This window comes from Xanthomonas rydalmerensis, assembly GCF_033170385.1.
GTDB lineage: Bacteria > Pseudomonadota > Gammaproteobacteria > Xanthomonadales > Xanthomonadaceae > Xanthomonas_A > Xanthomonas_A rydalmerensis.
On sequence record NZ_CP126170.1, the window covers coordinates 3,001,258 to 3,024,729 of the forward strand.

The following is a 23,472-nucleotide window of genomic DNA, read 5'->3' on the forward strand; positions in this document are numbered from 1 at the left end:
AGTGAGGAACGGGCTGCCGCCGGTCCCTCCCGAAGGCAGTGCATACGAATGCGGGTCGCATCGTGCCAGCGCGCAGGCAACAATGGATCGCGATGCGGTATTCTGCCATGTAACCGTTTTCACGGGGCAACATCGAGCCTGGGAGGGCACGCAATGCGATCCGCCAGCCGCCGATCCGGCGCGCCGTCGTTATCCGGCCTGCAGCACGCGGCATGGGAGAGGTATGCTCAGAGGTCTGGCAGTCGTATTCATCTCCTGGATCGTGCGTTCCCGTCTGGCGGCCTTTCCGCGTCACGCTTTCGCCCGAACCGGCCGGATACAGGCCGTTCCCGCCGTCCGCTTCCCCACGCCACGTCACTCCTAGCCCCCAGGTGATCGACACCATGTCACCCGAAACCGAAACCCGGTCGATGCACGATACCTTCCTGTTGTTCGGCGCCACCGGCGATCTGGCCCAGCGCTATCTGTTCCCCTCGTTGCTGCGCATGCTCGACGACGGCTTCCTGCCGGAGGACTTCCGCATCCGCGCGCTGGCGCTGTCGCCGCACGACACCGCCAAGTTCCACGAACTCCTCAAGCCGCGCCTGCAGGCGGCGATGCCGCAGATCGGCGAATCGATCGTGCAGGCGCTGCTGGCGCGCATCGACTACCGCTCGGTGGACCTGCGCGATGCCGAATCGGTGGCCGCCGCGGTGCGCGACCTGACCGCGCGCCGCTGCGTGAGCTATCTCGCGATCCCGCCGGGGCTGTACATCAGCACCTGCCAGGGCCTGGCCCTGGGCGGGGCGCTGGCCGCGCCGCACCGGCTGATGCTGGAGAAGCCGATCGGCCACGATTCGGACAGCGCCCGCGAAATCGTGCAGGCGATCGGCGCGCTGATCGACGAGGACCGCGTATTCCGCCTTGACCACTACCTGGGCAAGGCCGCGGTGCAGAACCTGATCGCGCTGCGTTTCGGCAACACGCTGCTGGAAGCGGTGTGGAACCGCACCTACATCGAGTCGGTGGACATCCTGGTCGCCGAGAGCGAGGGCGTGGACGGCCGTGACGCCTACTACGCGCGTTCCGGCGCGCTGCGCGACATGGTGCAGAGCCATATCCTGCAGTTGCTGTGCCTGGTGGCGATGGAGCCGCCGGCGTCGTTGGAAGCCGACCGTATCCGCGACGAGAAGGTCAAGGTGCTGCGTGCGCTGCGTCCGCTGAGCGCAGAGCATGCCGCCCGCGACAGCGTGCGCGGGCGCTACACCGCCGGCACCATCAACGGCCAGCCGGCGCAGGCCTACCAGCCGCCGGAAGGCAGCGACGTGGAAACCTTCGCCGCGGTCACCGCCTACATCGACAACTGGCGCTGGGCCGGGGTGCCGTTCCGGCTGTGCACCGGCAAGCGCCTGGCCGAGCGCTCCACCCGCGTGGTGGTCACGCTCAAGCCGGTCACCCACTGGCTGTTCGAGCGCCCGGCCGCGCAGCAGGCGGCGCCGAACCGGCTGACCTTCCAGCTGCAGCCGCAGGAGAACATCGAACTGGGGCTGATGAGCAGCCTGGCCGGTCCGGAATGGGGCGCGCTGGAACTGCAGCCGCTGGAACTGGAACTGTCGGTGCCCACCGGCCTGCACCGGCGCATCGCCTACGAGCGGCTGATGCTCGACGCGCTCAACGGCAACCACGCGCTGTTCGTGCGCGACGACGAGGTGCGTGCCGCCTGGGCCTGGATCGACAGCGTCAGCGCCGCCTGGGCGCAGGCGCAACTGCCGCTGCTGCCCTACCCGGCCGGCAGTTGGGGGCCGGAGGAAGCGCAGGCCTACGTGTCCTGCGACCAGTCCGGCGCCGCGCCGCGGGGCACGCCGTGAGCGCGCCGCAACGCCCGGTGCTGGTGGCCGACATCGGCGGCACCAATGCCCGTTTCGCCCTCGCCGATCTCGACGCCTCGGTGCCGCTGCTCGACGACAGCACCCAGACCTACTCGGTGGTGGAGTTCCCGTCGCTGGGCGACGCCGCCCGGCACTACCTGGAACAGACCGGGGTGGACGCGCGCAGCGGCACCTTCGCGGTCGCCGGCCGCGTCGACGGCGACGAGGCGCGCATCACCAACCATCCGTGGGTGATCTCGCGGGCGCGCACCCGCGCCATGCTCGGCTTCGACGAACTGCACCTGATCAACGACTTCGCCGCGCAGGCGATGGCGATCAGCCTGCTGCGGCCGCAGGACGTGGTCCAGGTCGGCGGCGCCAGTTGGACGCCGTCGCCGATCGAGGTGCCGCGGAACTACGGCGTGATCGGCCCCGGCACCGGCCTGGGCGTGGGGGGCCTGCTGGTGCGCGGCGGGCGCTGCTTCCCGCTGGAAACCGAGGGTGGTCACGTCAGCTTCCCGCCGGGCACGCCGGAGGAGATCCGCATCCTGGAACTGCTCTCGCAGCAGTTCGGCCGCGTTTCCAACGAGCGCCTGATCTGCGGCCCGGGCCTGGTCAACATCCACCGCGCGCTGAGCGAGATCGCCGGCGACGACCCGGGCCCGCTGCAGCCGGAAGACATCACCGCGCGCGCCGCGCAGGGCGACTACCGGGCGATGCGCACGGTGGACGTGTTCTGCGCTGTGTTCGGCGCCATCGCCGGCGACCTGGTGCTGATGCAGGGCGCCTGGGACGGCGTGTTCCTGACCGGCGGGCTGGTGCCGAAGATGCTCGACGCGATCCAGCATTCCGGGTTCCGCCAGCGCTTCGAGCACAAGGGCCGGTTTTCGTCGATCATGGCGCGGGTGCCGTCGCTGGCGGTGACCCATCCCCGTCCCGGCCTGCTCGGCGCCGCTGCCTACGCGGTGGACGCCGCGCGGCAATCCCCAGGAGCCATTGCATGAGCCCCACGCTGTCCGACCGCATCACGCTGATCCGCTACGACGATCCGGATGAATGGATCGACGCGGCGGCGGCCGAGATCGGCACCGCGCTGCGCGAGGAGATCCAGCGCCGCGGCGGCGCGCGCCTGCTGCTGTCCGGCGGTACCACCCCGGCGCCGGTGTACCAGGCGCTGGCCGAGCTGCCGCTGGACTGGTCCAAGCTGGAGGTCGGCCTGGTCGACGAGCGCTGGCTGTCGCCGCAGGACAGCGACAGCAATGCCTACCTGATCCGGCACAGCCTGCTGGATCGCACCGAGGACGCGCGGTTCGAGCCGCTGGTGCGGGTCGGCAAGCCGCTGCAGGACTGCGTGCACGCGGCCAACCTGCATGCGCAGCACGCCCCGGCCGCATGCATGGCGGTGCTGGGCATGGGCGGCGACGGCCACACCGCCTCGCTGTTCCCCGGCGCCACCGATTTGAACAAGGCCCTGACCAACCCGCTGCCCTACGCCGCGCTCGACGCCACCGGCTGCCCCGGCGCCAATACCTGGCCGCTGCGCATCACCCTGACTCCGGCCGGCCTGGCGCCGATCGGCCAGCGCATGCTGCTGTTGCGCGGCAAGCAGAAGCTGGAGGTGCTGGAACGTGCGCTGGCCGGCACCGATCCGCACGAGTATCCGATTCGCGTCGCCTTCGATACGCCCGGTGCGCGCCTGCGCGTGCATTGGTGCGAGTGAGGCCGGGAGTGGAGAGTCGGGATTGGGGATTGGCAACGGCCGCGTGCTGACGCATCCCCGCTCTCCCGAGTCCCCATTCCCGAGTCCCGATTCGCGACGCCCCCCCACACTTCATAGCCATTTCCGCCAATGAGCCTGCATCCGACCCTCCACGCGATCACCGAACGCATCCGCCAGCGCAGTGCGCCGTCGCGGCGCGCCTATCTGGCCGGCATCGACGCCGCGTTGCGCGACGGCCCGTTCCGCAGCCGCCTGAGCTGCGGCAACCTCGCCCACGGCTTCGCCGCCTGCGGCCCCACCGACAAGAGCCGGCTGGAAGGCGGGATCACTCCCAACCTCGGCATCATCACCGCCTATAACGACATGCTCTCGGCGCACCAGCCGTTCGAGCACTACCCGGAGATCATCCGCAACACCGCGCGCGCGCTCGGCGCCACCGCGCAGGTGGCCGGGGGCGTGCCGGCGATGTGCGACGGCGTGACCCAGGGCCGGCCGGGCATGGAACTGTCGCTGTTCTCGCGCGACGTGATCGCCCAGGCCACCGCCATCGGCCTCAGCCACGACATGTTCGACACCAGCCTGTACCTGGGCGTGTGCGACAAGATCGTGCCCGGCCTGCTGATCGGCGCGCTGGCCTTCGGCCACCTGCCGGCGGTGTTCGTGCCGGCCGGGCCGATGACGCCGGGCATCCCCAACAAGCAGAAGGCGGAAGTGCGCGAGCGCTACGCCGCCGGCCAGGCCACCCGCGAGGAGTTGCTGGCCGCCGAATCGGCGTCCTACCACGCCCCCGGCACCTGTACCTTCTACGGCACCGCCAACTCCAACCAGGTGCTGCTGGAAGCGATGGGCGTGCAGTTGCCCGGCGCCTCCTTCGTCAACCCCGGCACCCCGCTGCGCGACGCGCTGACCCAGCAGGCGACCGAGCGCGCGCTGCGCATCACCGCCCTGGGCAGCGACTTCCGCCCGCTGGGCCGGCTGATCGACGAGCGCGCCATCGTCAACGCCGTGGTCGCGCTGATGGCCACCGGCGGCTCCACCAACCACACCATCCACTGGCTGGCGGTGGCGCGCGCGGCTGGCATCGTGCTGACCTGGGACGACCTGGACGCGCTGTCGCAGCTGGTGCCGCTGCTGGCGCGGGTGTATCCGAACGGCGAGGCCGACGTGAACCACTTCGCCGCCGCCGGCGGCATCGGCTTCGTGTTCCGCGAGCTGATGGACGCCGGGCTGATGCACGACGACCTGGCCACCATCGTGCCCGGCGGCATGCGCGCCTACGGCGACGAGCCGTGCGTGCAGGACGGCAAGCTGGCCTACGTGCCGAGTCCGGCCAAGAGCGCCGACGAGGCGGTGGTGCGTCCGGCATCCAACCCGTTCGAGGCGCAGGGCGGCCTGCGCCTGCTGCGCGGCAACCTCGGCCGCTCGCTGATCAAGCTGTCGGCGGTGAAGCCGCAGTTCCGCAGCATCGAAGCGCCGGCCGTGGTGATCGACGCGCCGCAGGCGCTGAACAAGCTGCATGCCGCCGGCGCGCTGCCGCACGACTTCGTGGTGGTGCTGCGCTACCAGGGCCCGCAGGCCAACGGCATGCCGGAGCTGCATTCGCTGGCGCCGCTGCTGGGCCTGCTGCAGAACCAGGGCCGGCGCGTGGCGCTGGTCACCGACGGGCGCCTGTCCGGCGCCTCCGGCAAGTTCCCCGCGGCCATCCACGTGACCCCGGAAGCGGCGCGAGGCGGCCCGCTGGCACGCGTGCGCGAAGGCGACATCGTGCGCCTGGACGGCGAAGCCGGCACCCTGGAAGTGCTGGTGGACGCCGCCGAGTGGGCGGCACGGCCGCTGGCGCCGAACACCGCGCCGGCCGCGCACGACATGGGTCGCAACCTGTTCGGGCTCAACCGCCGCATGGTCGGCCCCGCCGACCAGGGCGCGCTGTCGATCTCCTGCGGCCCGCCGGCCGCCGATGGCGACCTGTGGAACTACGACGCCGAGTACGACCTGGGCCGCGATGCCGAGGCCGCCGCCGCGCCGCACGAATCCAAGGACGCCTGACCGGCGGCGCTACCGCGCGCCCCACCCTGCCCCGCCCGTACGCGGCCGGGGCCTTGCCCCCTCGCAACCGAGACGCTTATGACCATCGCCGAACACCAGACCAAGGCCGAGCAGCTGCTGCGCGCGGCCGGCATCCTGCCCGTCGTCACCGTCCACAGCCTGGAAGAGGCGCGCCGCGTGTCGGCCGCGTTGCTCGAAGGCGGCCTGCCGGCGATCGAACTGACCCTGCGCACGCCGGTGGCGATGGAAGCGCTGGCGATGCTCAAGCGCGAGCTGCCGGACATCGTGATCGGCGCCGGCACCGTGCTCAACGCCACCCAGCTGCAGCAGTCGATCGACGCCGGCGCCGACTTCATCGTCACCCCAGGCACCACCCCGACCCTGGCCGACGCCCTGGCGCAGGCGCCGCTGCCGGTGGTGCCGGGCGCGGCCACTCCGAGCGAACTGCTGGCGCTGATGGAGCGCGGCTTCCGCGTGTGCAAGCTGTTCCCCGCCTCCGCGGTCGGCGGCCTGGCGATGCTCAAGGGCCTGGCCGGGCCCCTGGCCGAGCTCAAGCTGTGCCCCACCGGCGGCATCGGCGAAAGCACCGCCGCCGAGTACCTGGCGCAGCCCAACGTGGTCTGCATCGGCGGCTCGTGGATGGTGCCCAAGGACTGGCTGGCCGACGGCGCCTGGGACAAGGTGCGGGAGAGTTCGGCGAAGGCGGCGGCGATCGTGGCGGCGGCGCGGTAGCGCCGCGGCCGCGGCCGCGGCCGCCGGGATTGGGCATTCGGGATTGGGGATTCGCAAAAGCAGCTCCACCCAGCACCTCAAAAAAAAGCGCCGGCATGCCAGCGCTTTTTTTGCTTTAGCTGTTACGAATCCCCAATCCCGACTCCCGAATCCCAGCCTCACCGCATCTCGATCTGCACATCCGCCGGCAACGCATGGATGCGCAGTTCGCCGTGCTCCCACTGCGCCGCTTCGCCATTGACCACGGTGCGGCCCGGTTCGCCCGGGTACGGCCACGGCAGCACCAGGCCGCCGCTGGGCATGCGCAGGCCCTCGGGGATGTTCAGCAGCAAGCGGTTCTTCTGCCGGCGCAGCTGGTAGCTCAGCGGCCCCTGCGGGGTGCGCAACTGCTCGATCGCCACGCCCTTGCCGTCGAGCCAGTCGGCCGGAATGCCGGCGGCCAGCACCAGGCTGTCGTCGACGTCGCGGGCGTAGGCGAACATGTCCAGCACCGAGCGCACGAAGTCGGACGCGACCCAGGCATGCGGCAGGTCGCCGAGGAAGAACGGCTTGCGCGGCGTGCGCGAGACCACCTCGGCCCACTGGTTCCAGGGCTGTGGGGCGCGGTCCTTGAAGAAGAACTGCGTCGCCTCCCAGGCGCGCTCGCGCCAGCCCAGGCGGACGAACGCGGACACGTTGCGCCACTCGTATGGGGTGTAGTCCTTCCACTCGCGAGTGCCGTCGCGGCGGCCGACGAACTCGCTCCAGTAGCGCTCGAAGGTGTTGTCGAGCAGGGCCTGCGGCAGCCGGCCCTGTTCGCCGCCCGGTGCCAGCGCGATGGTGGTCGAGGTCGGATCGAAATCGCCCAGTTCCGCCGAGCCCGGCAGGAAGTTGATGTGGTGTTGCTGGGTGGCCGCGTCCAGCGAGGCGTACAGGTCCTGGCGGAACTGATCGCGCGAGGCGGCGAAGCGCGCGGCATCGTCGATGCGGCCCAGTTCGGCGGCGATGCTCACCGCGTCCTTGTAGCCGCGCAGCGCCCAGAAGTTGTCCCAGTACGAATGCATCGGCTTGGCCGAATAGCCCTCGTGGCTGATCGACACCGGCATCATCCCGTAGAAAGCCGCGTTGCGCGCGTGGTTCTCGTCGGTGCGCTCGCTCAGCCGCAACTGCTCCATGTAGGTGTAGGCGCCGAGCACGTGCGGCCACATCTGCTCCAGGAAGGCGCGGTCACCGCTGTAGCGGTAGTAGTCGGCGACGCTGTAGATCAGTTCGCCGTGGCTGTCGTTCTCCGGCACCGGGTCGCTGCCGCGGTCGTCCACGCAGCACGGCACCATGCCGTTGGCGAACTGGTAGGGCGCGTACCACTCCACGTACTCGCGGACCACGTCGGCGCGGCCCAGCCGCAGCAGGCCTTCGGAAATCATCGCGCCGTCGCGGATCCAGCTGCGCGAGTACGAGCGCGTGCCCGGCTGCAGGCGCGGCCCGATCCGCGAGATCAGCATGTGCGCCAGCGCGGTGCGCAGCGTGTCGGCGACCGCCTTGCCCTGCGCCGGCACGCGCAGCTGCACGCGGTCCAGCTTCTCGTGCCACTGCGCGGCGACCTGCTGCTGCGCGCGTGCGGCATCGAAGCCCGCCGGCAGCGCGGCGTTGCCGGTCTGCGGAATCACCAGCGCCACCTCGCGCACCTCGCCCGGGGCCAGGCGCCCGCGATACAGCAGTGCGCCGGAGGCCAACCCGTCGGGATCCTGCGCCTGCTGCGGCAGGCCGCTGGCGTCGGTGCTCAGCCGTTCGACGTCGATGCCGGCGTCGAATGCAGTGGCATAGGCCGCATCCGGCTTCTGCACCGCGAACACACGCGGCTGGCCGTTGACCTGCACCTGCGTGCCGGCGATCGCCAGCGAACGGATCTGGCTGACGCCGCCGACGGTATTGAGGAACTGGCTGGGCGGATTCACCTGGAACGGACGCACCGCCAGCGCCAGGGTGTAGTCGTGCGGCTGCTTGCTCGGATTGCTGAGCCGGTAGCGCGCCACCAGTTGCGCCTGCTCCGGCTCGCCCTGCACGAAGGCGGTCACGCGCAGCGCGGCGTTGTCGTGGGTCCAGTCCACGCTGGGAATCGGCAGGTAGTCGTCCTGCAGGCTCTGCGCCGTCTTGACGTCGGCCCAGCTCAGGCGCTTGCCGTCCAGCAACAGGAACGGCTCGATGCTGAAGCCGCCCTTGCCCACCTCGATCGCGCCATCCTCGCCGACCAAGCCCTGTTCGCGGCCGCCGTCCAGGCCGACGATGGTCCAGTACGGCTGCTCGCCGCTGAAGCCGCGCGGGAACCAGCCGCGGGTCGATTGTGCCGCCACCGACTTGATGAAGTCGTTCTGGGTCGCGGCGAAGGCCAGCGGCTGCAGCGCGATATCGGCGATGCCGTAACGGAAGCTGGGGCCGTCCTGCAGGTCGAAGCGCACATAGCGTGCCTCGGTGTCCGGCAGCGCCAGCCAGTCGGTGCCGCCGTTGCCGGCGGTCACCTGGCGCAACTCGCGCCAGCTGCGTCCGTCGGCCGAGCCCTGCACCGTGTAGCGCGAGGCGTACACGCCCGGCGCCCACTGCACCTTGGCGCCGCCGAACTCGCGCACCTTGCCCAGGTCCAGCATGATCGTCTGGTTCTTGGCGTTGCCGCTGTACCAGACCGTGTCCGGCTTGCCGTCGGCGATGCGCTGCTCCAGCGCCGGCGCGGTATCGGTGTTGACCTTGACCGTCAGCGGCGAGGTGTCCTGCGGCGGCAGCGGGGTCAGGGTCAGCTGGTCGAAGCACACCGTGCCGGCGCCACCGACCTGGTTGTAGATGGTGAACTCGATCTGCGCGCTGCGGGTCAGTTCCTTCTCCGGGCTCGGCCCCCAGGCCTTGTCGATCTGCCGCTTCTTGAAGGTAACCGTGCTCCATTGCGTGGGGAACGCATAGCGTGGCCGGTTGACCCACCACACGTTGTCGCCGCTGGCGTCGGCCAGCTTGAACTGCAGGTCGTTGCTCGGCGACTCGCCGCGCAGCTGGAACGCGAACTGGTAGTTGTCCGGGTAGTCGATCGGCACGCTGCGGCGGATCCCGGCGTAGCCGGACACGCCGTTGAAGTCGTAGTCCAGGCATAGCGCCTTGGCGCGGCCGCCGCTGGGCGCCTGCACCAGCCGGGTCGAGGCGGTGACCTGGTTGGAGACGACGATCTGCCACTTGTCCAGATCGTTGAAGCTGTCCAGCGTCACCGTGGAGGTCGGCGGCGCGGCGACGGCATGGGCGGCCGCCAGCCCCAGCATCGTCAGCATCGCGCGTGCGCACGTTATCGCCATCCCGTCCCTCATCGCCTTCCCCGTTGCTGTCGTGTCGTTGCGTGTCTGCTTGTATGCGAGGGCGTCCGCCCCCGGTGCCCCAGTGGCATTGCCCGTCTGCTGACGCGGCTGAAGCCGCTCCTACATCTGCGGCATGACCATCCATGGCCGGGCGTTCGGCGCAACGCGCGCCAGTGGCGCGCAAGCGTTGCGCCTCACCCCTTCACGCTGCCGAGCAGCAGGCCCTGGATGTAGTAGCGCTGCAGCGCCAGGAACAGGGCCAACACCGGGATCACCGTGACCACCGCGCCGGCCATCATCATCTCCACGTCCATGATGTGCTCGCGCGACAGCGCCGCCAATGCCACCGGCAAGGTGTAGTGCTCCTGGTCGGTCAGCACGATCAGCGGCCACATGAAGTCGTTCCACGCGGCCATGAAGGTGAAGATGGTCAGCGTCACCAGCACCGGCTTGAGCATCGGCAGCACGATCTGGAAGAAGATCCGCAGCTCGCCGGCGCCGTCGATGCGCGCGGCCTCCAGCAACTCGTCCGGGATCGACCGCGCGTACTGGCGCACCAGGAAGATGCCGAACACCGTCGCCAGCGCCGGCACGATCACCCCGCCGAAGTTGTTGACCAGGTGCAGCTGCTTCATCAGCAGGAACAGCGGCAGCATCGCCACCTGCGCCGGGATCACCAGTGCCGCCAGCAGGATCTGGAAGATCCGTTCCTTGCCGACGAAGCGCAGCTTGGCGAAGGCATAGCCGGCCATGGTGTTGACCAGCAGCGAGCCGAAGGTGATCGCGCAGGACACCAGCAGGCTGTTGGCGAAATTGCGCGCCATGCCGGTGCGCGAGAACAGCTCGCCGTAGTTGGCCAGGGTGGCGCCGGTGGGCAGCATCGGCGGCGGGAAGCGGCTGGCCTGCCCCGCCGGCATGAACGACACCGACACCATCCACAACAGCGGCGCCAGGCTGATCACGGCGAGCAGCAGCAGCCCGCCGTTGACCAGCAGCGTGTTCCAGCGCGAGGCGCCGATCTCACGGCTCATACCAGGTCCCTCTTGCGGCCGAAGCGCAGCATCACCGTCGTCACTCCCAGGATGATCAGGAACAGCAGGAACGCCACCGCCGACGCGCGGCCGAGGTTCCACCACTTGAAGCCTTCCTCGAACATGTAGTACAGCACGCTGACCGTGCTCTGCAGGGGATCGCCACGGGTCATCACGTAGGGTTCGGCGAACAGCTGGAAGTAGCCGGACACGGTGATCACCCCGACCACCAGCAGCACCGGCCCGAGCATCGGCAGGGTGATGTGCAGGAACTGCCGCCACTTCGAGGCGCCGTCGATGCGCGCGGCCTCGTACAGGTCCTGCGGGATCGCCTGCAGGCCGGCGAGGAAGATCACCATGTTGTAGCCGAAGTTCTTCCACACCGCGAACAGCATGATGGTCGGCATCGCCCAGTGCGGGTCGCCGAGCCAGTCGATCGGGCCGATGCCCAGGTGCGCCAGGCCATAGTTGACCAGGCCGTAGCTGGTGTGGAACAGGTAACGCCAGATCACCGCCACCGCCACCAGCGTGGTCACCACCGGCGCGAACAAGGCAGTGCGGAACAGCGCCTTGAACCGCGCCACCGGCGCGTTCAGCAGCAGCGCCGCGCCCAGCGAGGCGGCGATGGACAGCGGCACGCCGACGATCACGAAGTAGGTGGTGTTCCACAGCGACTTCCAGAACATCGGCGTCTGCAGCAACTCGCTGTAGTTGCCGAAGCCGACGAAGCGCAGGTTGTGGCGGTCGGCCAGCGAATACAGGTCGAAGTCGGTGACGCTCAGCGCCAGCGCCGACAGCACCGGCAGGCCGAAGAACACGCCGATCACGATCAGCGCCGGGCCGGCGAACAGCCAGCCGATCAGGCAACCGCGCTTCATGGCGTGGCTCCCGCGGCCGGCGCCGCCGTGCCTTCGCGATGCTGCTGGTGGATCCAGCGGCGTTTCTCCAGGATCTCGTCGACCCGCTTGTCCAGTTCCTGCATTGCCTTCTCCTGCGGTTCGCCGCCGCGTACCACCCGCTCGGTGGCCAGCCGCATCTCCTGCACGATGCGCTCCCACTCCAGGACCTTCGGTGCCGGCTTGACCCGCTCCAGCTGGTCACGGAACGCGTGCGCCAACGGATCGTCGGCCAGCGACGGATACGCCCAGGTGCTGCGCCGCGGCGGCATGTCGCCGATCAGCGCATGGAAGCGCGCCTGGATCTGCGGCCGCGACAGGAACTCGATCAGCTTCCACGCCGCGTCCTTGTGCTCGGACTTGCGGAAGATCACCAGGCTGGTGCCGCCGGCGATGCCGGCGCCGGGACCGTCCGGACCGGGCAGCGGCATGGTGCCCCACTGATCCTTCAACGCCGGCGGCTGCACCTTGCGGAATTCGCGGATGTTCCACGGGCCGGAGATGTAGAAGGCGTAGAAGCCATTGAAGAACTCGTCCCAGACATTGGAGATCTGCGTCTCCGACATCTTCGGCGCCCAACCCTGGTCGAACATGTTGGCGTAGAACGCCAGCGCCTTGCGGAAACCGGGGCTTTCGAAATTGCCGTAGTTGTTGTTGTCGCGCAGCAGCGGATCGGGCAGCTGCAGGCCCAGCGACAGCTGCTGCTCGAACTCGTTGAGCGGCATCAGGATGGCGTAGCGCTTCGGCCCGACATGCTGCTTGACCGCCGCCATCGCCTGTTCCCACTCGGCCCAGGTCTGCGGCAGCTTGGTCACGCCGGCGTCGCGCAGCATGTCCTTGCGGTAGAACAGCAGGCGCGTGTCCACGTACCAGGGGATGCCGTAGAGATGGCCATCGATGACGCTGGTGTCCCAGATGCCGGGGAAGTAGTCCTTCGGGTCGACCACCTTGGAGCGGTCGACGTAGGGCTGCAGCGGCTGCAGCGTACCCAGCTCGGCGAATTCCGGAATCCAGGTGTTGCCCAGCTGGCACACGTCCGGCAGGCCGTCGGCGGCGAACGCAGTGAGCAGCTTCTCGTGCGCGGCGGTCCACGGGATGTTCTGGATGTCCACGTGGATGCCGGGATTCTCCTTCTCGAACTGCGGGATCAGCTCGGCCACCACCTCGGCCTCGCGGCCCATCGCCCAGAACCGCACCACCTCGCCCTGCGGCGCGCGTGCGCAGCCACAGATCGCCACCACCAGCAAACCCAGCGAAAACCAACGACCGATCATGCGTGCTGTGCTCATTCCGGTTGCTGCGGCTGGCGCTGTGGGGGGGTGGACTGCGCCTCGGCGGCGGCGGCGCGCGACTCGGCGATGCCCAGCGCACGCGCATTGGCCGCCTGCTCGTCCTTCTTGGGCAGCGGCTGGGTCTCGCCTTCCGGGGTCAGCCAGCCGCCGGTGAAGCCGGCGCGCTCCAGTCCGGTGCGGATGTACTTGTTCTTCTTCATCACGTTCCAGACGAACTCGTTGCGGTAGTTGGCGATCATGGTGACGATCGCGCCTTGGTCGATGCCGATGTAGTCGCTGGCGACCCAGCCGCGGTTGGGGATCATGCGGCCGGTCTTGAGCGGGATATCGTAGTTGAAGCTGGGGTTGAACGAATCCAGGAAACCGTAGCTCGAATACAGGAAGTCGCCGAAGCGCTTGTGCATTTCCTGGGTCGCCGGAATCACCACCTCCGGCGCGAACACGATCGAGGACACCGCCGCGGTCGGCGCGATGGTGCCGTCGTCGAAGGCCTCGAACAGGCCGGCGCCGCGGGTGCGGTAGTGGAAGAACTGGCGCTGCTCGCCGCGGTAGTCCTGGGTGGTGTTCTGCGGACCGTCGCTGGCGGTCAGGCCCCACACGTTCTCGCCGTACTCTTTCCACTTCATCGGATTGTCGATGGCGTACTCGCGCTGCGCCAGCGTGGCGCGGCGGCTGTTGAGGAAGTAGTCGATGCCATGCTCGCGCATGTACTGGTCCTGGATGTCGCGGAAATCGATCCAGACGTGGTTGTACTGGTGCGCGAACAGCGGGCCGAACGCCAGGTATTCCTGGCCGTAGTACACGCCCCAGTCCTTGTTGTAGGTGCGCGTCCACTCCTGCCACGCGTCCGGCTCCACCGGATGGGTCGGCGAACCCAGCGCCAGCAGGTACACCATCATGCCTTCGTTGTAGCCCATCCAGTCGTGCTGGATGAAGCCGCGCTCGGGATACCAGCCCATCGAGATCAGCGGCTTGCGCTGCTGCATCCATGGCCAGTCCACGCGCCGGTACAACGTGTCGGCGATCTGGCGGATCTCCTTCTCGTCGGCAGTGTCGCCTTCATAGTAGGACTGGGCGAACAGCACGCCCATCATCAGCAGCGCGGTGTCCACGCTGGACAGTTCCACCCACTGGTCGTAGCGCAGCCCCTTCTGCATGTCCAGGAAGTGGTAGTAGAAACCCTTGTAGCCGGCGCGGCCGGTGCGTTGCGGGCCGACCGGCAGATCGCGCAAAAAGCGCAGCGTGGTCAGGGTGCGCTGCACCGCCTGCTCGCGACTGATCCAGCCGTTCTCGTAGCCGATGGGGTAGACGGTGAGCGCGAAGCCGACCGACGCGATGGACGCGAACGGCCGCGACGGATAGCGATCCACCGCCATGCCGTTCTGCTCGTTGGTGGTGTCCCAGAAGAACTGGAAGGTGCGGCGTTCGATGTCCTCGAACAGGGGCGGCAGTTCCGGCTTCAGCAGTTTCGGTGGCAGTTCGGCTTCGACCAGGATGACCTTGACCGGCTTCTTCTCCACCGCCTTCGGCTCCTCGGTCTTCTTGCACGCCGTCAGCAGCACCCCTGCTGCCATCACCATCAACGAAAACCTGATGAAACTGCGCTGCTTCTTCATCGTGCCCCCCGTGAAATCGTTTACATGCATCGCCGCGGCCCCCGTTGCACGGGAGCCGCGGCGACCCTGCTTACCAGTTCAAGCCAAACGACAGCTTGAACGTCCGCATCGGCGAGGCGAGCACGCCGTTCGGCGTGCCGAACGCCGTGTTCAGATCGGCGTAGGTGCCGGTATCGGTGTTGTAGTCCGCGTAATTGGTCCAGTTGAACAGGTTGATGACATCGGCACGGACGTTGAACTTGATGCCCGAACCGGTATCCCATTCCTTGTTCGCCGCCAGGCTGAATTCCTTGTAGCCCAGCGTGGAATCCGGCTTGTACTGAATGATATAGCACTGGTCGTTGCCCGCCAGGCAGTCGGTGCCGTAGCGCGGGGTCTGACTGGCCAGCGACAGCTTGGCCGACAGGGTGACGTCGTACGGCAGGTCGTAGATGCCGGTGACCACCAGGCGGTTCTTCGGGATGCCGCCGGCCTCGCGCCAGCCGTAGCCGGCCATCGACGGCTGGTCCAGCGCGTAGTGCTCGCCGTACTGACGGTTCTCCTTCGCATCGGAGAAGGTGTAGGCCACGGTCAGGCCCCAGCCGGATTCCTTGTCGTAGGGCTTGTCCAGCTTCAGCGCCAGCTGGTTGTTGCGCGTCTTCAGGCCGTTGGTGCCGAGCACGATCGCGCTGTAGCCATTGGGCGAGTCGGTCGGCACGCCGGAGGTGGTGCCGGGCAGGAAGAACGAGCCGTCGGCACGGCGGTTGCCGCGCAGGAACACGAAGCCGTCCTCGCTGACGATGTGACTCAGGGTCACGTCCGTGTACCAGTCGTTGCCCCAGAAATGCACCATGTTGCGCATGCCCAGACTGAACTGGTCGGAGTACGGCACCTTGATGTTGTTGTCGATCAGGTAGACCTCGCGGCCGCCGCCGGCGCCGCCGGTGTTGGACGCCGCCAGCCCGGCCAGGCCGGCCTGGGTCGCATAATTCGGATCCCATGCCACGCACGGCTGGCCGAGGCACGGCGTGTTGGCGCTGTTGAAGTAGTAGCTGTAGGAACGGAAGTTGTTGTTCAGCTGCTCCAGCGCCAGGTAGTCGAACAGGTTGCGATCGTACGCGCGACCGGCGCCGCCGTAGATCACGTGCGCCTGGTCGCCGAACAGGTCGTAGGAGAAGCCCAGGCGCGGCTGCCAGGCATCCTTGAACGCCTTGCGGTTGTTGCCGGTGCTGATGTAGTTGGCGATGTCGTAGTTGGCGTTGTCCAGGTTGCGCCAGTTCAGCAGCGCGCTGGCGACGTCGGCCGGGGTGACGAAGTCGAGGAACGACGGGGTCTTCTCGTAGTCGTAGCGCACGCCCAGGTTCAGGGTCAGGTGTTCGTTGACCTCCCAGTCGTCCTGCAGGTAGATGCCGTACTGCTTGTTCTGCGACTGCACCGAACCGCCGTCGCCGGTGTCGCCGAAGCGCACCCGGTACGGCGTGCCGACATCGCTGAGGATGTTGTAGTAGTACTGCGGATTGGCCGGATTGATCTGGGTCGAATCGAGCTGGATGTCCTTGTACTTCACACCCATCTTGATGGTGTGGCTGCCGTGCCAGTCGAGGCTGTTGAGGGTCAGGTCGTCCTGCAGAGTCCAGCCCTTCTGGCCCTTGTTCTGGAAGCTGCTGCCGGCGCCGGCGCTGAGGATGGTGGTCTCGTTGCCGGCCTGCGGCACGTAGGACAGCACGTAGCCGCTGCCGTCGGTGAGCGGGGTCTGGGTCCAGAACGCGCTCTCGTAGCTCAGGTTCAGATCGTTGAGGAACGCCTCGCCGCTGTACTGCCAGCGCAGGTTGGCGCGCTTTTCCTTCTGTCCGTTGGTGCTGCCGTGCTGGTAGGTGGTGGTGTCGCCGATGTCCGACAGCTCGTCTTCCTTGCGGTACTTGCCGGTCAGCTCGAACAGGTTGTTGTCGCCCAGGGTCCAGTCGATCTTGCCGAAGTACAGGTCTTCCTTGAACGGGGTGCTGTAGGTGGCCACCAGCGGCTGCAACTGCGCCGGCAACTGGTCGACGCGATCGGCGTAGATGCCGCCCGGGATCACCGTGTTCGGCGTGTTGTATTCCTTGGCCTCGTACGCCACGAAGAAGTGCGCGCGATCCTTGAGGATCGGGCCGCTGAAGGTGGCGCCGTACTGGGTCTCGGAGAAGTCGTCGCGCTGGCCGGCCTTGCGCTCCAGCGGGCTTTCGGCACGCCAGTCGTCGTTGGTCGTATCCCAGAAGAAGCTGCCGTGGAAATCGTTGGTGCCGGACTTGGTCGAGGCGACGATCGCCGCGCTGCTGACCTGGTCGAACTCCGCCTTGTAGTTGGAGGTGATGACCTTGTACTCGCCGATCGCCGACTGCGGGAACGGATTGCCGCGGCTGGAATCCTGGCCGCTGACGCCGCCGGTCAGCACGTAGTTCTTCTGGCTGATGCCGTCGATGTAGACGTTGGTGCCGTTGGCCGAGGTCGCACCGGAACGCACCGTGGTGTTGCCCTTGGCATCACGCTGGAACTGCACGCTCGGCACGCTGTCGGCCAACTCCAGGAAGTTGCGCGTGGCCTGCGGCAGCTTCTCGATCTGCACGTTGGAAATGTAGGTGGCGTTCTCCGAAGTGCGGGTTTCCACCAGCACCGGCGGCGCCTGCACCTGCACCGCGTCGAGCGTGGTCGCGCCCTGCCCGTTGGCGGTGGCCGCTTCGCCGCCCACGCCCAGGTCCAGGGTCGCGGTCTGGCCAACCTGCACGGTGACGTTCTGCGAGGTGGTCTTGCCGTCGGCGGTGACGTCGATGCGGTAGGAACCCGGCGGCAGGCCGCCGACCGAATAGGTGCCGTTGCTGGTCTGCACGCTGCGGGTCAGACCGGTGGCCAGGTTGGTGGCGGTGACCTGCGCGGACGCGGCCGGTGCCGAATCGACCTTGACCTGGCCGCGGATGGTGGCGCCGGTGCTCTGTGCGAATGCCGGCGCGGCGCCCAGCAGCAGGCAACTGGCGAGGGCGCAGGTCAACAGCTTGCGCGTGGGCCGGGCGGAGTGCGGGGTGTGTTGCATGTGGGGTTTTCCCTCCAGGAAGACGTGATGCTCGTTATGGGTGGTGCGTGGTGCTTCGATGGAACGAAGTGGAACAAGCGATGCGGCGCGGACACCGCGTCGCATCAGGAACGGGCCGTGCTGGAATCGCGCACGACCAACGTAGGAACCAGGGTCTGCCGCTGTCCGTCGTCCGCGTCGGGCCGATCGATCAGCTGCAGTAGGCGATGCATCGCCTGCTCACCAAGCCCGGCGATGCTGACGCGCATGGTGGTGAGGGATGGGTGAACGAAACGCGCCAACGGGATGTCGTCGAATCCCGCGAGCGCGACGTCGTCGGGCACGCGCACATCGCGCTGGGTGAAGGCGTAGAGGCAGCCGAGCGCGGTCATGTCGTTGGCGGCGAACACCGCATCGGGCAGCGCGTCGGCCTGCAGCATCGCCTGTCCGGCGCGGTAGCCGGAGGCTTCGTCGAAGTCGCCCGGAAACTCCTGGCCGTGCGCCTCGCCGGGATGGCGCGCGATGGCGTCGCGGAAGCCGCGCAGGCGTTCGCGCGCGTCGAAGTTCAATTCCGGACCGCCGATGAAGGCGATGCGCCGATGCCCCATCGCCAGCAGGTGCTCGGTCATCGCCACCGCACCGGCATGGTCGTCGATGCTCAGCACCGGGTACTCGGTGCCCGGCAGGTGGGTGTTGATCAACACCGTCGGCAACGCCTGCGGCAGGTTGTCGGTGAGGAAACCCGGGCGCTCGGCATACGGCGACAGCACCAGCAGGCCGTCGACGCGGCCGCGCATCGCGCGCAGCGCCCGCCCCTGCTCTTCCGGGTCGCCGTGGTAGCTGGACACAAGCAGGTGCTGGCGGCGCGCGCGGGCGGCGCCGTCGATGCCGCGGATCAGTTCGGAGAAGAACTCGCCGTACAGGTCGGGCAGCACCACGCCCAGGGTCTGGGTGCGGCGGCTGCTGAGGCTGCGCGCCGCCGCATGCGGGCTGTAGCGCAGGCGTTCGGCCACTTCCAGGACCAGGGTCCGCACCGGCGCGGCCACGTTCTCGTGACCGTTGAGCGCACGCGACACGGTGGCCACGGAAACCCGGGCCTCACGTGCGACATCTTTGATGGTGACCGCGCTCTTCGCCATCGTGCCGCCCTCCGCGGCAGAGACCTTGAGAAACTGGCGCGGACTGTAATCGTTTTCAGCGCGAGGCAGAAGCCTTTTGTTATTTTTACAATAAACGTCTTTTTTTTCAGTCACTTGAATAATGAGAAAGCGACCGAAATCGTGCCGCAACGCAACATAATCCAGGTGCAGATTCCGGTTTTCCGCGGGGTGCGCACCCCGATTCGGGCTGGTGGCACCCGATCGGCCACAGGCGTCAGCCGGTCGTACCCGGCACCTCGGCGCGGATCGACAGCGCATGGATATCTGTCTGCATCATCTCGCCCAGCGCGGCATAGACGGCGCGGTGCCGGGCCAGCGGCGCCATCCCGGCGAAGGCGGCACTGACGATGTGGACATTGAAATGCCCGCGGCCATCGCGCGCGCCGGCATGGCCGGCATGGCGATGGCTGTCGTCCTCGACCTCCAGCGCCTGCGGCGCGAATGCCGCCTCCAGCGCGGCGCGGATGCGCGCCACCCGCTCGGCACCGACCTGGCTCATGGCAGCACCTTGCGGAACGGCCGCACCTCGACCCGGGCGTAGACCCCGGCAGCGACATACGGATCGGCCTCGGCCCAGGCCTGCGCCTCGGCCAGCGAATCGAACGCAGCCACCACCAGGCTGCCGCTGAAGCCGGCCGGGCCCGGATCCTCGGCGTCGATCGCCGGGCACGGCCCGGCCAGCAGCAGCCGCCCGGCCTCCTGCAACTGGGTCAGCCGCTGCAGATGCGCCGGCCGTGCCGCCGCCCGCCGCGGCAGCGCATCGGCCACGTCGTACCCCTCGATCACGTACCACATCGCGTCTTCGCCCTCGTTCTATCTTCACAGACGTGCCATTGTAGGACCTGCCCCGGTGCGGCGGCGCTGGACACCGACCCCGCCGGCGCATTACCCTTGGTTCCATTGCACGCGGCCGGATGCAGCGGCCCGTCGGTGATCGGCGACCCCAAGCCCCCTCCGACGACCGATTCGCTGCCTGACACCGCCCGCGCAGACGTCCTCCTCTGTAGTTCCCGCCGCCACGACACGCGTGGCGTGCGTCGTGTGTCTTGTTGAAGTACCGAGCGCGTTGCGGGGACGACGCGCCATTGAACCGCAGCACTGCCGGCAAGGAGCCGCGCCGGGTCGCGCCTGCCCGGCCCTTCGCTACCGCAACACCGATGTCCAACCGATGACCTCCGAACTCGCGCTCGACGCGAACCCGCCAATCCAGACGACCCCGCCACAGCAGCAGGAAATGCCGCTGGCGGTCGTGCATGGGCAACCGGTACTGCAGATCCCGCAGGATCTGTATATTCCGCCGGATGCGCTGGAAGTCATCCTGGACGCGTTCGAAGGCCCGCTGGACCTGCTGCTGTACCTGATCCGCCGGCAGAACCTGGACATCCTGGACATCCCCGTCGCCGAGATCACCCGGCAGTACGTGGACTACATCAACGTGATGCAGGAGCTGCGCTTCGAGCTGGCGGCCGAATACCTGGTGATGGCCGCGATCCTGGCCGAGATCAAGTCGCGGATGCTGCTGCCGCGGCCCCCGGCCGAAGACGGCGAGGAAACGGACCCGCGCGCCGAACTGGTCCGCCGCTTGCAGGAGTACGAACGTTTCAAGCAGGCGGCCGAGGACATCGACGCGCTGCCGCGGCAGGACCGCGACACCACCCCGGCACACGCCCACGTGCCGGACCGGGCCGCGGTCAAGCTGCCGCCGCCGGTGGAGCTGAAGGAGATGCTGCTGGCGCTGTACGACGTGCTCAAGCGCGCCGAACTGTTCAGCGGCCACGCCATCAAGCGCGAGGCGCTGAGCGTGCGCCAGCGCATGGGCGATGTGCTGGGCCGTCTGGACGACGGCAAGTTCCACCGTTTCGAATCGCTGTTCAGTGCCGAGGAAGGCAAGCTGGGCGTGCTGGTCACCTTCCTGGCGCTGCTGGAACTGGCCAAGGAGCAGTTGCTGGACATCGTCCAGGAGCCGCTGGCGCACGTCCCCGCCGATGCCGCCGACCGGCCGCCTCTGCCGCCGATCTACGTCAAGTCGCTGGCGCTGGGCAACACCAACGCACCGCTGCAGTTCAACAGCGAGTTCGACGACAGCGACGCCGCCGACGCCACCACCTGAGTCCACCGAGAACCCGTCCACGCATGGATCAAGCGCTGATCAACCGCATCGTCGAGGCCGCCCTGCTCGCCGCCAACCAGCCGTTGCCGCTGGCGCAGTTGCACGGCCTGTTCCCGGAGGAGGAACCCGCGCCGCCGGGCAGCATCGAGCGCGCGCTGGAACTGCTGCGCGAGGCCTGCGAGGGCCGCGGCGTGGAACTGGTCGAAGTGGCCTCCGGGTTCCGCTACCAGGTGCGCAGCGACGTGCACGCCTGGGTGGCGCGGCTGTGGACCGAGCGCAAGACCCGCTACACCCGCGCTACGCTGGAGACCCTGGCGCTGATCGCCTATCGGCAGCCGATCACCCGCGGCGAGATCGAGCAGGTGCGCGGCGTGGCGGTCAGCAGCAACATCATCCAGGCGCTGGAAGAGCGCGAATGGATCCGCGTGGTCGGGCACCGCGACGTGCCGGGCAAGCCGGCGCTGTTCGGCACCACCAAGACCTTCCTGGACTATTTCGGGCTCAAGCGCCTGGACGAACTGCCGCCGTTGTCCGAACTCAAGGACATCGGCGAACTGGAACCGCAGCTGCCGCTGGACCGCGACGCGCTGCCGGTCGGCGACATGGCCCAGGCCGATGCCGCCCCGGGCAACGACGCCGATCAGGGTGAGCAGGGCGACACCACGACGCAGGCCGCGGCCGCCGGCGAATCCGCCGAGCCCAGCGCGACGGCGCAGGCAGACGCGGCCGCTGCAGCAGACGCCGATGCCGATGCCGATGCCGATGCCGACGCAGCAGACGCAAGCGACACCGCAGTACCGCACACCCCCGCGACCGACGACGCCGACGCGCCGCCGGCCACGGATCCCACGACCGCCCCGACGGGCGAACCCGAAGCCGCGCCGGGAGAGCGCGCGGCGGATGCGAACGAAGCCGAAGACAACGCCGTCGCGACGACGACCGTGGCTGTTGACGATGCCGATTCCGAACCACAGGCCGACGCGCAACGCGCCGGCCGGAGCCAAGTAAATGAGTGACACCTCCCGCAAGCTGTCGTTGAACAAGCTCTCGCTCAAGCGCGATGCCGCTGCCGCCGAGCAGCCGAAACTGGAAGAACGCCTGCACAAGGTCCTGGCCCAGGCCGGGCTGGGGTCGCGCCGGGCGCTGGAACAGCGCATCGCCGACGGCCTGGTCAAGGTCAACGGCGAGGTCGCGCAGACCGGCATGTCGATCCGCAGCGGCGACAAGATCGAGCTGGACGGCCGCAGCTTCGTCGCCAGCGCGCTGACCGAGCCCTCGCGCGTGCTGATCTACAACAAGCCCGAAGGCGAAGTGACCACGCGCGAAGATCCCGAAGGCCGCCCGACCATCTTCGAGGCGCTGCCGGCGTTGAAGGGCGCGCGCTGGATCGCGATCGGCCGCCTGGACATCAACACCACCGGCCTGCTGCTGCTCACCACCGACGGCGAGCTGGCCAACGCGATGATGCACCCCTCCTACGAGATCGAGCGCGAGTACGTGGTGCGCGTGCGCGCCCCGGAAGGCGAAGAGACCGTACCCGACAGCATGATCGAGCGGCTCTCGCGCGGTGTGCTGCTGGAGGACGGCGGCGCCAAGTTCGACGAGATCGAACGCATCGGCGGCACCGACTCGCACGACTGGTTCCGGGTGGTGGTCAAGGAAGGCCGCAACCGCGAAGTGCGGCGCCTGTGGGAATCGCAGGGCTGCCAGGTCAGCCGGCTCAAGCGCACCCGCTACGGCAAGATCGCGCTGCCGCGCGAGCTGCTGCGCGGGCACTCGATGGAACTGGCGCAGGACAAGGTCGAGGCGCTGCGCGCCGAGCTGAAGCTGGAGGAAGGCACCCCGTCGGCGCTGACCCTGCAGCCGGTGATCGGCCAGCGCAAGGCGGCCAAGGCCACCGTGCAGGTCGGTCGCGGCGGCAACGCCTACGTCAACGGCCACAACACCGCCGACGAAGGCCGCGAGCTGCGCCGCTTCGACAATTTCCGCGAGGACCGCGGCTGCGGCCGCGGCGGCAAGAAGCCGCACGGCGGCCTGACCGTGAGCGGCGAAATGGCCGCCAAGCAGGCGCAGAAGCCGTTCAAGCAGCGCACGCCGAAGGGCCCCAAGCCGTTGCCGGACGGCAACCCGGCCGCGTTCCGCACCTGGTACGTGCCCGATGGCGTGAGCACCGGCCCGACCGGCCACCGCAACGCCGGTCCCGGTGGTCGCGGCCAGGGCCAAGGTCAGGGCCAGGGGCGTCCTTACGCCAAGCCGCGTCCGGCCGGTGCCGGTGCGGGCGCCGGAGCCGGCCAGGGCCGCGGTCAGGGCCAAGGTCAGGGACAGCGCAAGGCGCACCCGTACGGGCATCCGGCCAATGCGCCGAGCTTCCCGTCCGATCACGCCAACCCCGGCTTCAGTCCCTACGGCGCCGCGCCGCGCGCAGCGCGCCCGGCCGGCGGCCAGAAGCGCGGCCCGGGTCCGGGCGGACGCCCCGGCGGCGGCAACCGCCCGGCCGGCGGTCGTCCGCCGGGCGGCGGCGGCCGTCCCGGCGGCGGCGGCAACCGCGGCGGTTCGCGCGGCGGCTGAGTGACGGTGCCGGCGCGGCGCGCGTCGGCCTGCCCCGCTCCCGACAAGGGCGTCTGCGCAAGCGGCGCCCTTTTTCGTTGGGCGCTAGCGCCAGCGGGAATGGAGCAGACCACTGGACGCCGGC

17 protein-coding genes are annotated in these 23,472 nt (G+C 68.7%); 8 read left to right on the forward strand and 9 right to left on the reverse strand.

Annotated features, from left to right (window positions below; all coding sequences use genetic code 11):
* Positions 1-410 precede the first annotated feature (410 nt).
* The 5 genes from zwf to QN245_RS12600 all read left to right on the forward strand — a co-directional run bounded on the left by zwf (position 411) and on the right by QN245_RS12600 (position 6,345).
* Positions 411-1,847: a glucose-6-phosphate dehydrogenase gene (gene zwf / locus QN245_RS12580; protein ID WP_160965095.1), complete on the forward strand. Its 1,437-nt coding sequence runs from the start codon at positions 411-413 to the stop codon at positions 1,845-1,847.
* The gene (glk, locus tag QN245_RS12585) at positions 1,844-2,851 is read left to right on the forward strand and encodes a glucokinase (protein ID WP_160965097.1); all 1,008 of its coding nucleotides are present in this window, start codon (positions 1,844-1,846) and stop codon (positions 2,849-2,851) included. Before zwf ends, glk begins: the two co-directional genes overlap by 4 nt.
* On the forward strand, positions 2,848-3,567 hold the full coding sequence (pgl, locus tag QN245_RS12590; RefSeq protein ID WP_048488905.1) for a 6-phosphogluconolactonase: 720 nt from the start codon (positions 2,848-2,850) through the stop codon (positions 3,565-3,567). Before glk ends, pgl begins: the two co-directional genes overlap by 4 nt.
* A 129-nt stretch (positions 3,568-3,696) precedes the next feature.
* Complete coding sequence (gene edd / locus QN245_RS12595) at positions 3,697-5,613, forward strand: phosphogluconate dehydratase (protein WP_317843330.1); 1,917 nt, start codon at positions 3,697-3,699, stop codon at positions 5,611-5,613.
* 78 nt (positions 5,614-5,691) lie between these two features.
* Positions 5,692-6,345 (forward strand): bifunctional 4-hydroxy-2-oxoglutarate aldolase/2-dehydro-3-deoxy-phosphogluconate aldolase, encoded by a 654-nt coding sequence (locus QN245_RS12600; protein WP_160965101.1) that lies wholly within the window; start codon positions 5,692-5,694, stop codon positions 6,343-6,345.
* Positions 6,346-6,503: 158 nt separating this feature from the next.
* On the opposite strand, the gene QN245_RS12605 is transcribed toward QN245_RS12600, so the two are convergent.
* The 9 genes from QN245_RS12605 to QN245_RS12645 all read right to left on the reverse strand — a co-directional run bounded on the left by QN245_RS12605 (position 6,504) and on the right by QN245_RS12645 (position 19,465).
* The gene (locus tag QN245_RS12605; protein WP_317845361.1) at positions 6,504-9,620 is read right to left on the reverse strand and encodes a discoidin domain-containing protein; all 3,117 of its coding nucleotides are present in this window, start codon (positions 9,618-9,620) and stop codon (positions 6,504-6,506) included.
* 227 nt (positions 9,621-9,847) lie between these two features.
* The gene (locus tag QN245_RS12610; RefSeq protein ID WP_160965105.1) at positions 9,848-10,684 is read right to left on the reverse strand and encodes a carbohydrate ABC transporter permease; all 837 of its coding nucleotides are present in this window, start codon (positions 10,682-10,684) and stop codon (positions 9,848-9,850) included.
* Positions 10,681-11,562, reverse strand: coding sequence for a carbohydrate ABC transporter permease (locus QN245_RS12615; protein WP_317843331.1), 882 nt, complete (start codon positions 11,560-11,562; stop codon positions 10,681-10,683). The genes QN245_RS12610 and QN245_RS12615 overlap by 4 nt, the downstream gene beginning before the upstream one ends.
* Entirely contained in the window at positions 11,559-12,854 is a 1,296-nt protein-coding gene (locus QN245_RS12620) for a sugar ABC transporter substrate-binding protein (protein ID WP_317845362.1), read from the reverse strand. Before QN245_RS12620 ends, QN245_RS12615 begins: the two co-directional genes overlap by 4 nt.
* An 11-nt stretch (positions 12,855-12,865) precedes the next feature.
* A complete protein-coding gene (locus QN245_RS12625) occupies positions 12,866-14,452 on the reverse strand; it encodes a glucoamylase family protein (protein WP_425612957.1) in 1,587 nt (528 codons plus the stop codon).
* Positions 14,453-14,558: 106 nt separating this feature from the next.
* Positions 14,559-17,531, reverse strand: a complete 2,973-nt coding sequence (locus tag QN245_RS12630) for a TonB-dependent receptor (RefSeq protein WP_184448573.1) — start codon at positions 17,529-17,531, stop codon at positions 14,559-14,561.
* Positions 17,532-17,635: 104 nt separating this feature from the next.
* The gene (locus tag QN245_RS12635; RefSeq protein ID WP_184448574.1) at positions 17,636-18,649 is read right to left on the reverse strand and encodes a LacI family DNA-binding transcriptional regulator; all 1,014 of its coding nucleotides are present in this window, start codon (positions 18,647-18,649) and stop codon (positions 17,636-17,638) included.
* Positions 18,650-18,884: 235 nt separating this feature from the next.
* Positions 18,885-19,169, reverse strand: a complete 285-nt coding sequence (locus QN245_RS12640; protein WP_317843332.1) for a BolA family protein — start codon at positions 19,167-19,169, stop codon at positions 18,885-18,887.
* Positions 19,166-19,465: a YciI family protein gene (locus tag QN245_RS12645; protein WP_317843333.1), complete on the reverse strand. Its 300-nt coding sequence runs from the start codon at positions 19,463-19,465 to the stop codon at positions 19,166-19,168. The genes QN245_RS12640 and QN245_RS12645 overlap by 4 nt, the downstream gene beginning before the upstream one ends.
* A 373-nt stretch (positions 19,466-19,838) precedes the next feature.
* Here QN245_RS12645 and QN245_RS12650 point away from each other — a divergent pair, with 373 nt between their 5' ends.
* The 3 genes from QN245_RS12650 to QN245_RS12660 are packed head-to-tail and all read left to right on the forward strand — an operon-like array spanning position 19,839 to position 23,348.
* A complete protein-coding gene (locus tag QN245_RS12650) occupies positions 19,839-20,780 on the forward strand; it encodes a segregation and condensation protein A (RefSeq protein WP_167087596.1) in 942 nt (313 codons plus the stop codon).
* A gap of 23 nt (positions 20,781-20,803) precedes the next feature.
* Positions 20,804-21,796 (forward strand): SMC-Scp complex subunit ScpB, encoded by a 993-nt coding sequence (gene scpB / locus QN245_RS12655; RefSeq protein ID WP_317843334.1) that lies wholly within the window; start codon positions 20,804-20,806, stop codon positions 21,794-21,796.
* Positions 21,789-23,348, forward strand: coding sequence for a pseudouridine synthase (locus QN245_RS12660; RefSeq protein ID WP_317843335.1), 1,560 nt, complete (start codon positions 21,789-21,791; stop codon positions 23,346-23,348). The genes scpB and QN245_RS12660 overlap by 8 nt, the downstream gene beginning before the upstream one ends.
* Positions 23,349-23,472: the final 124 nt, after the last annotated feature.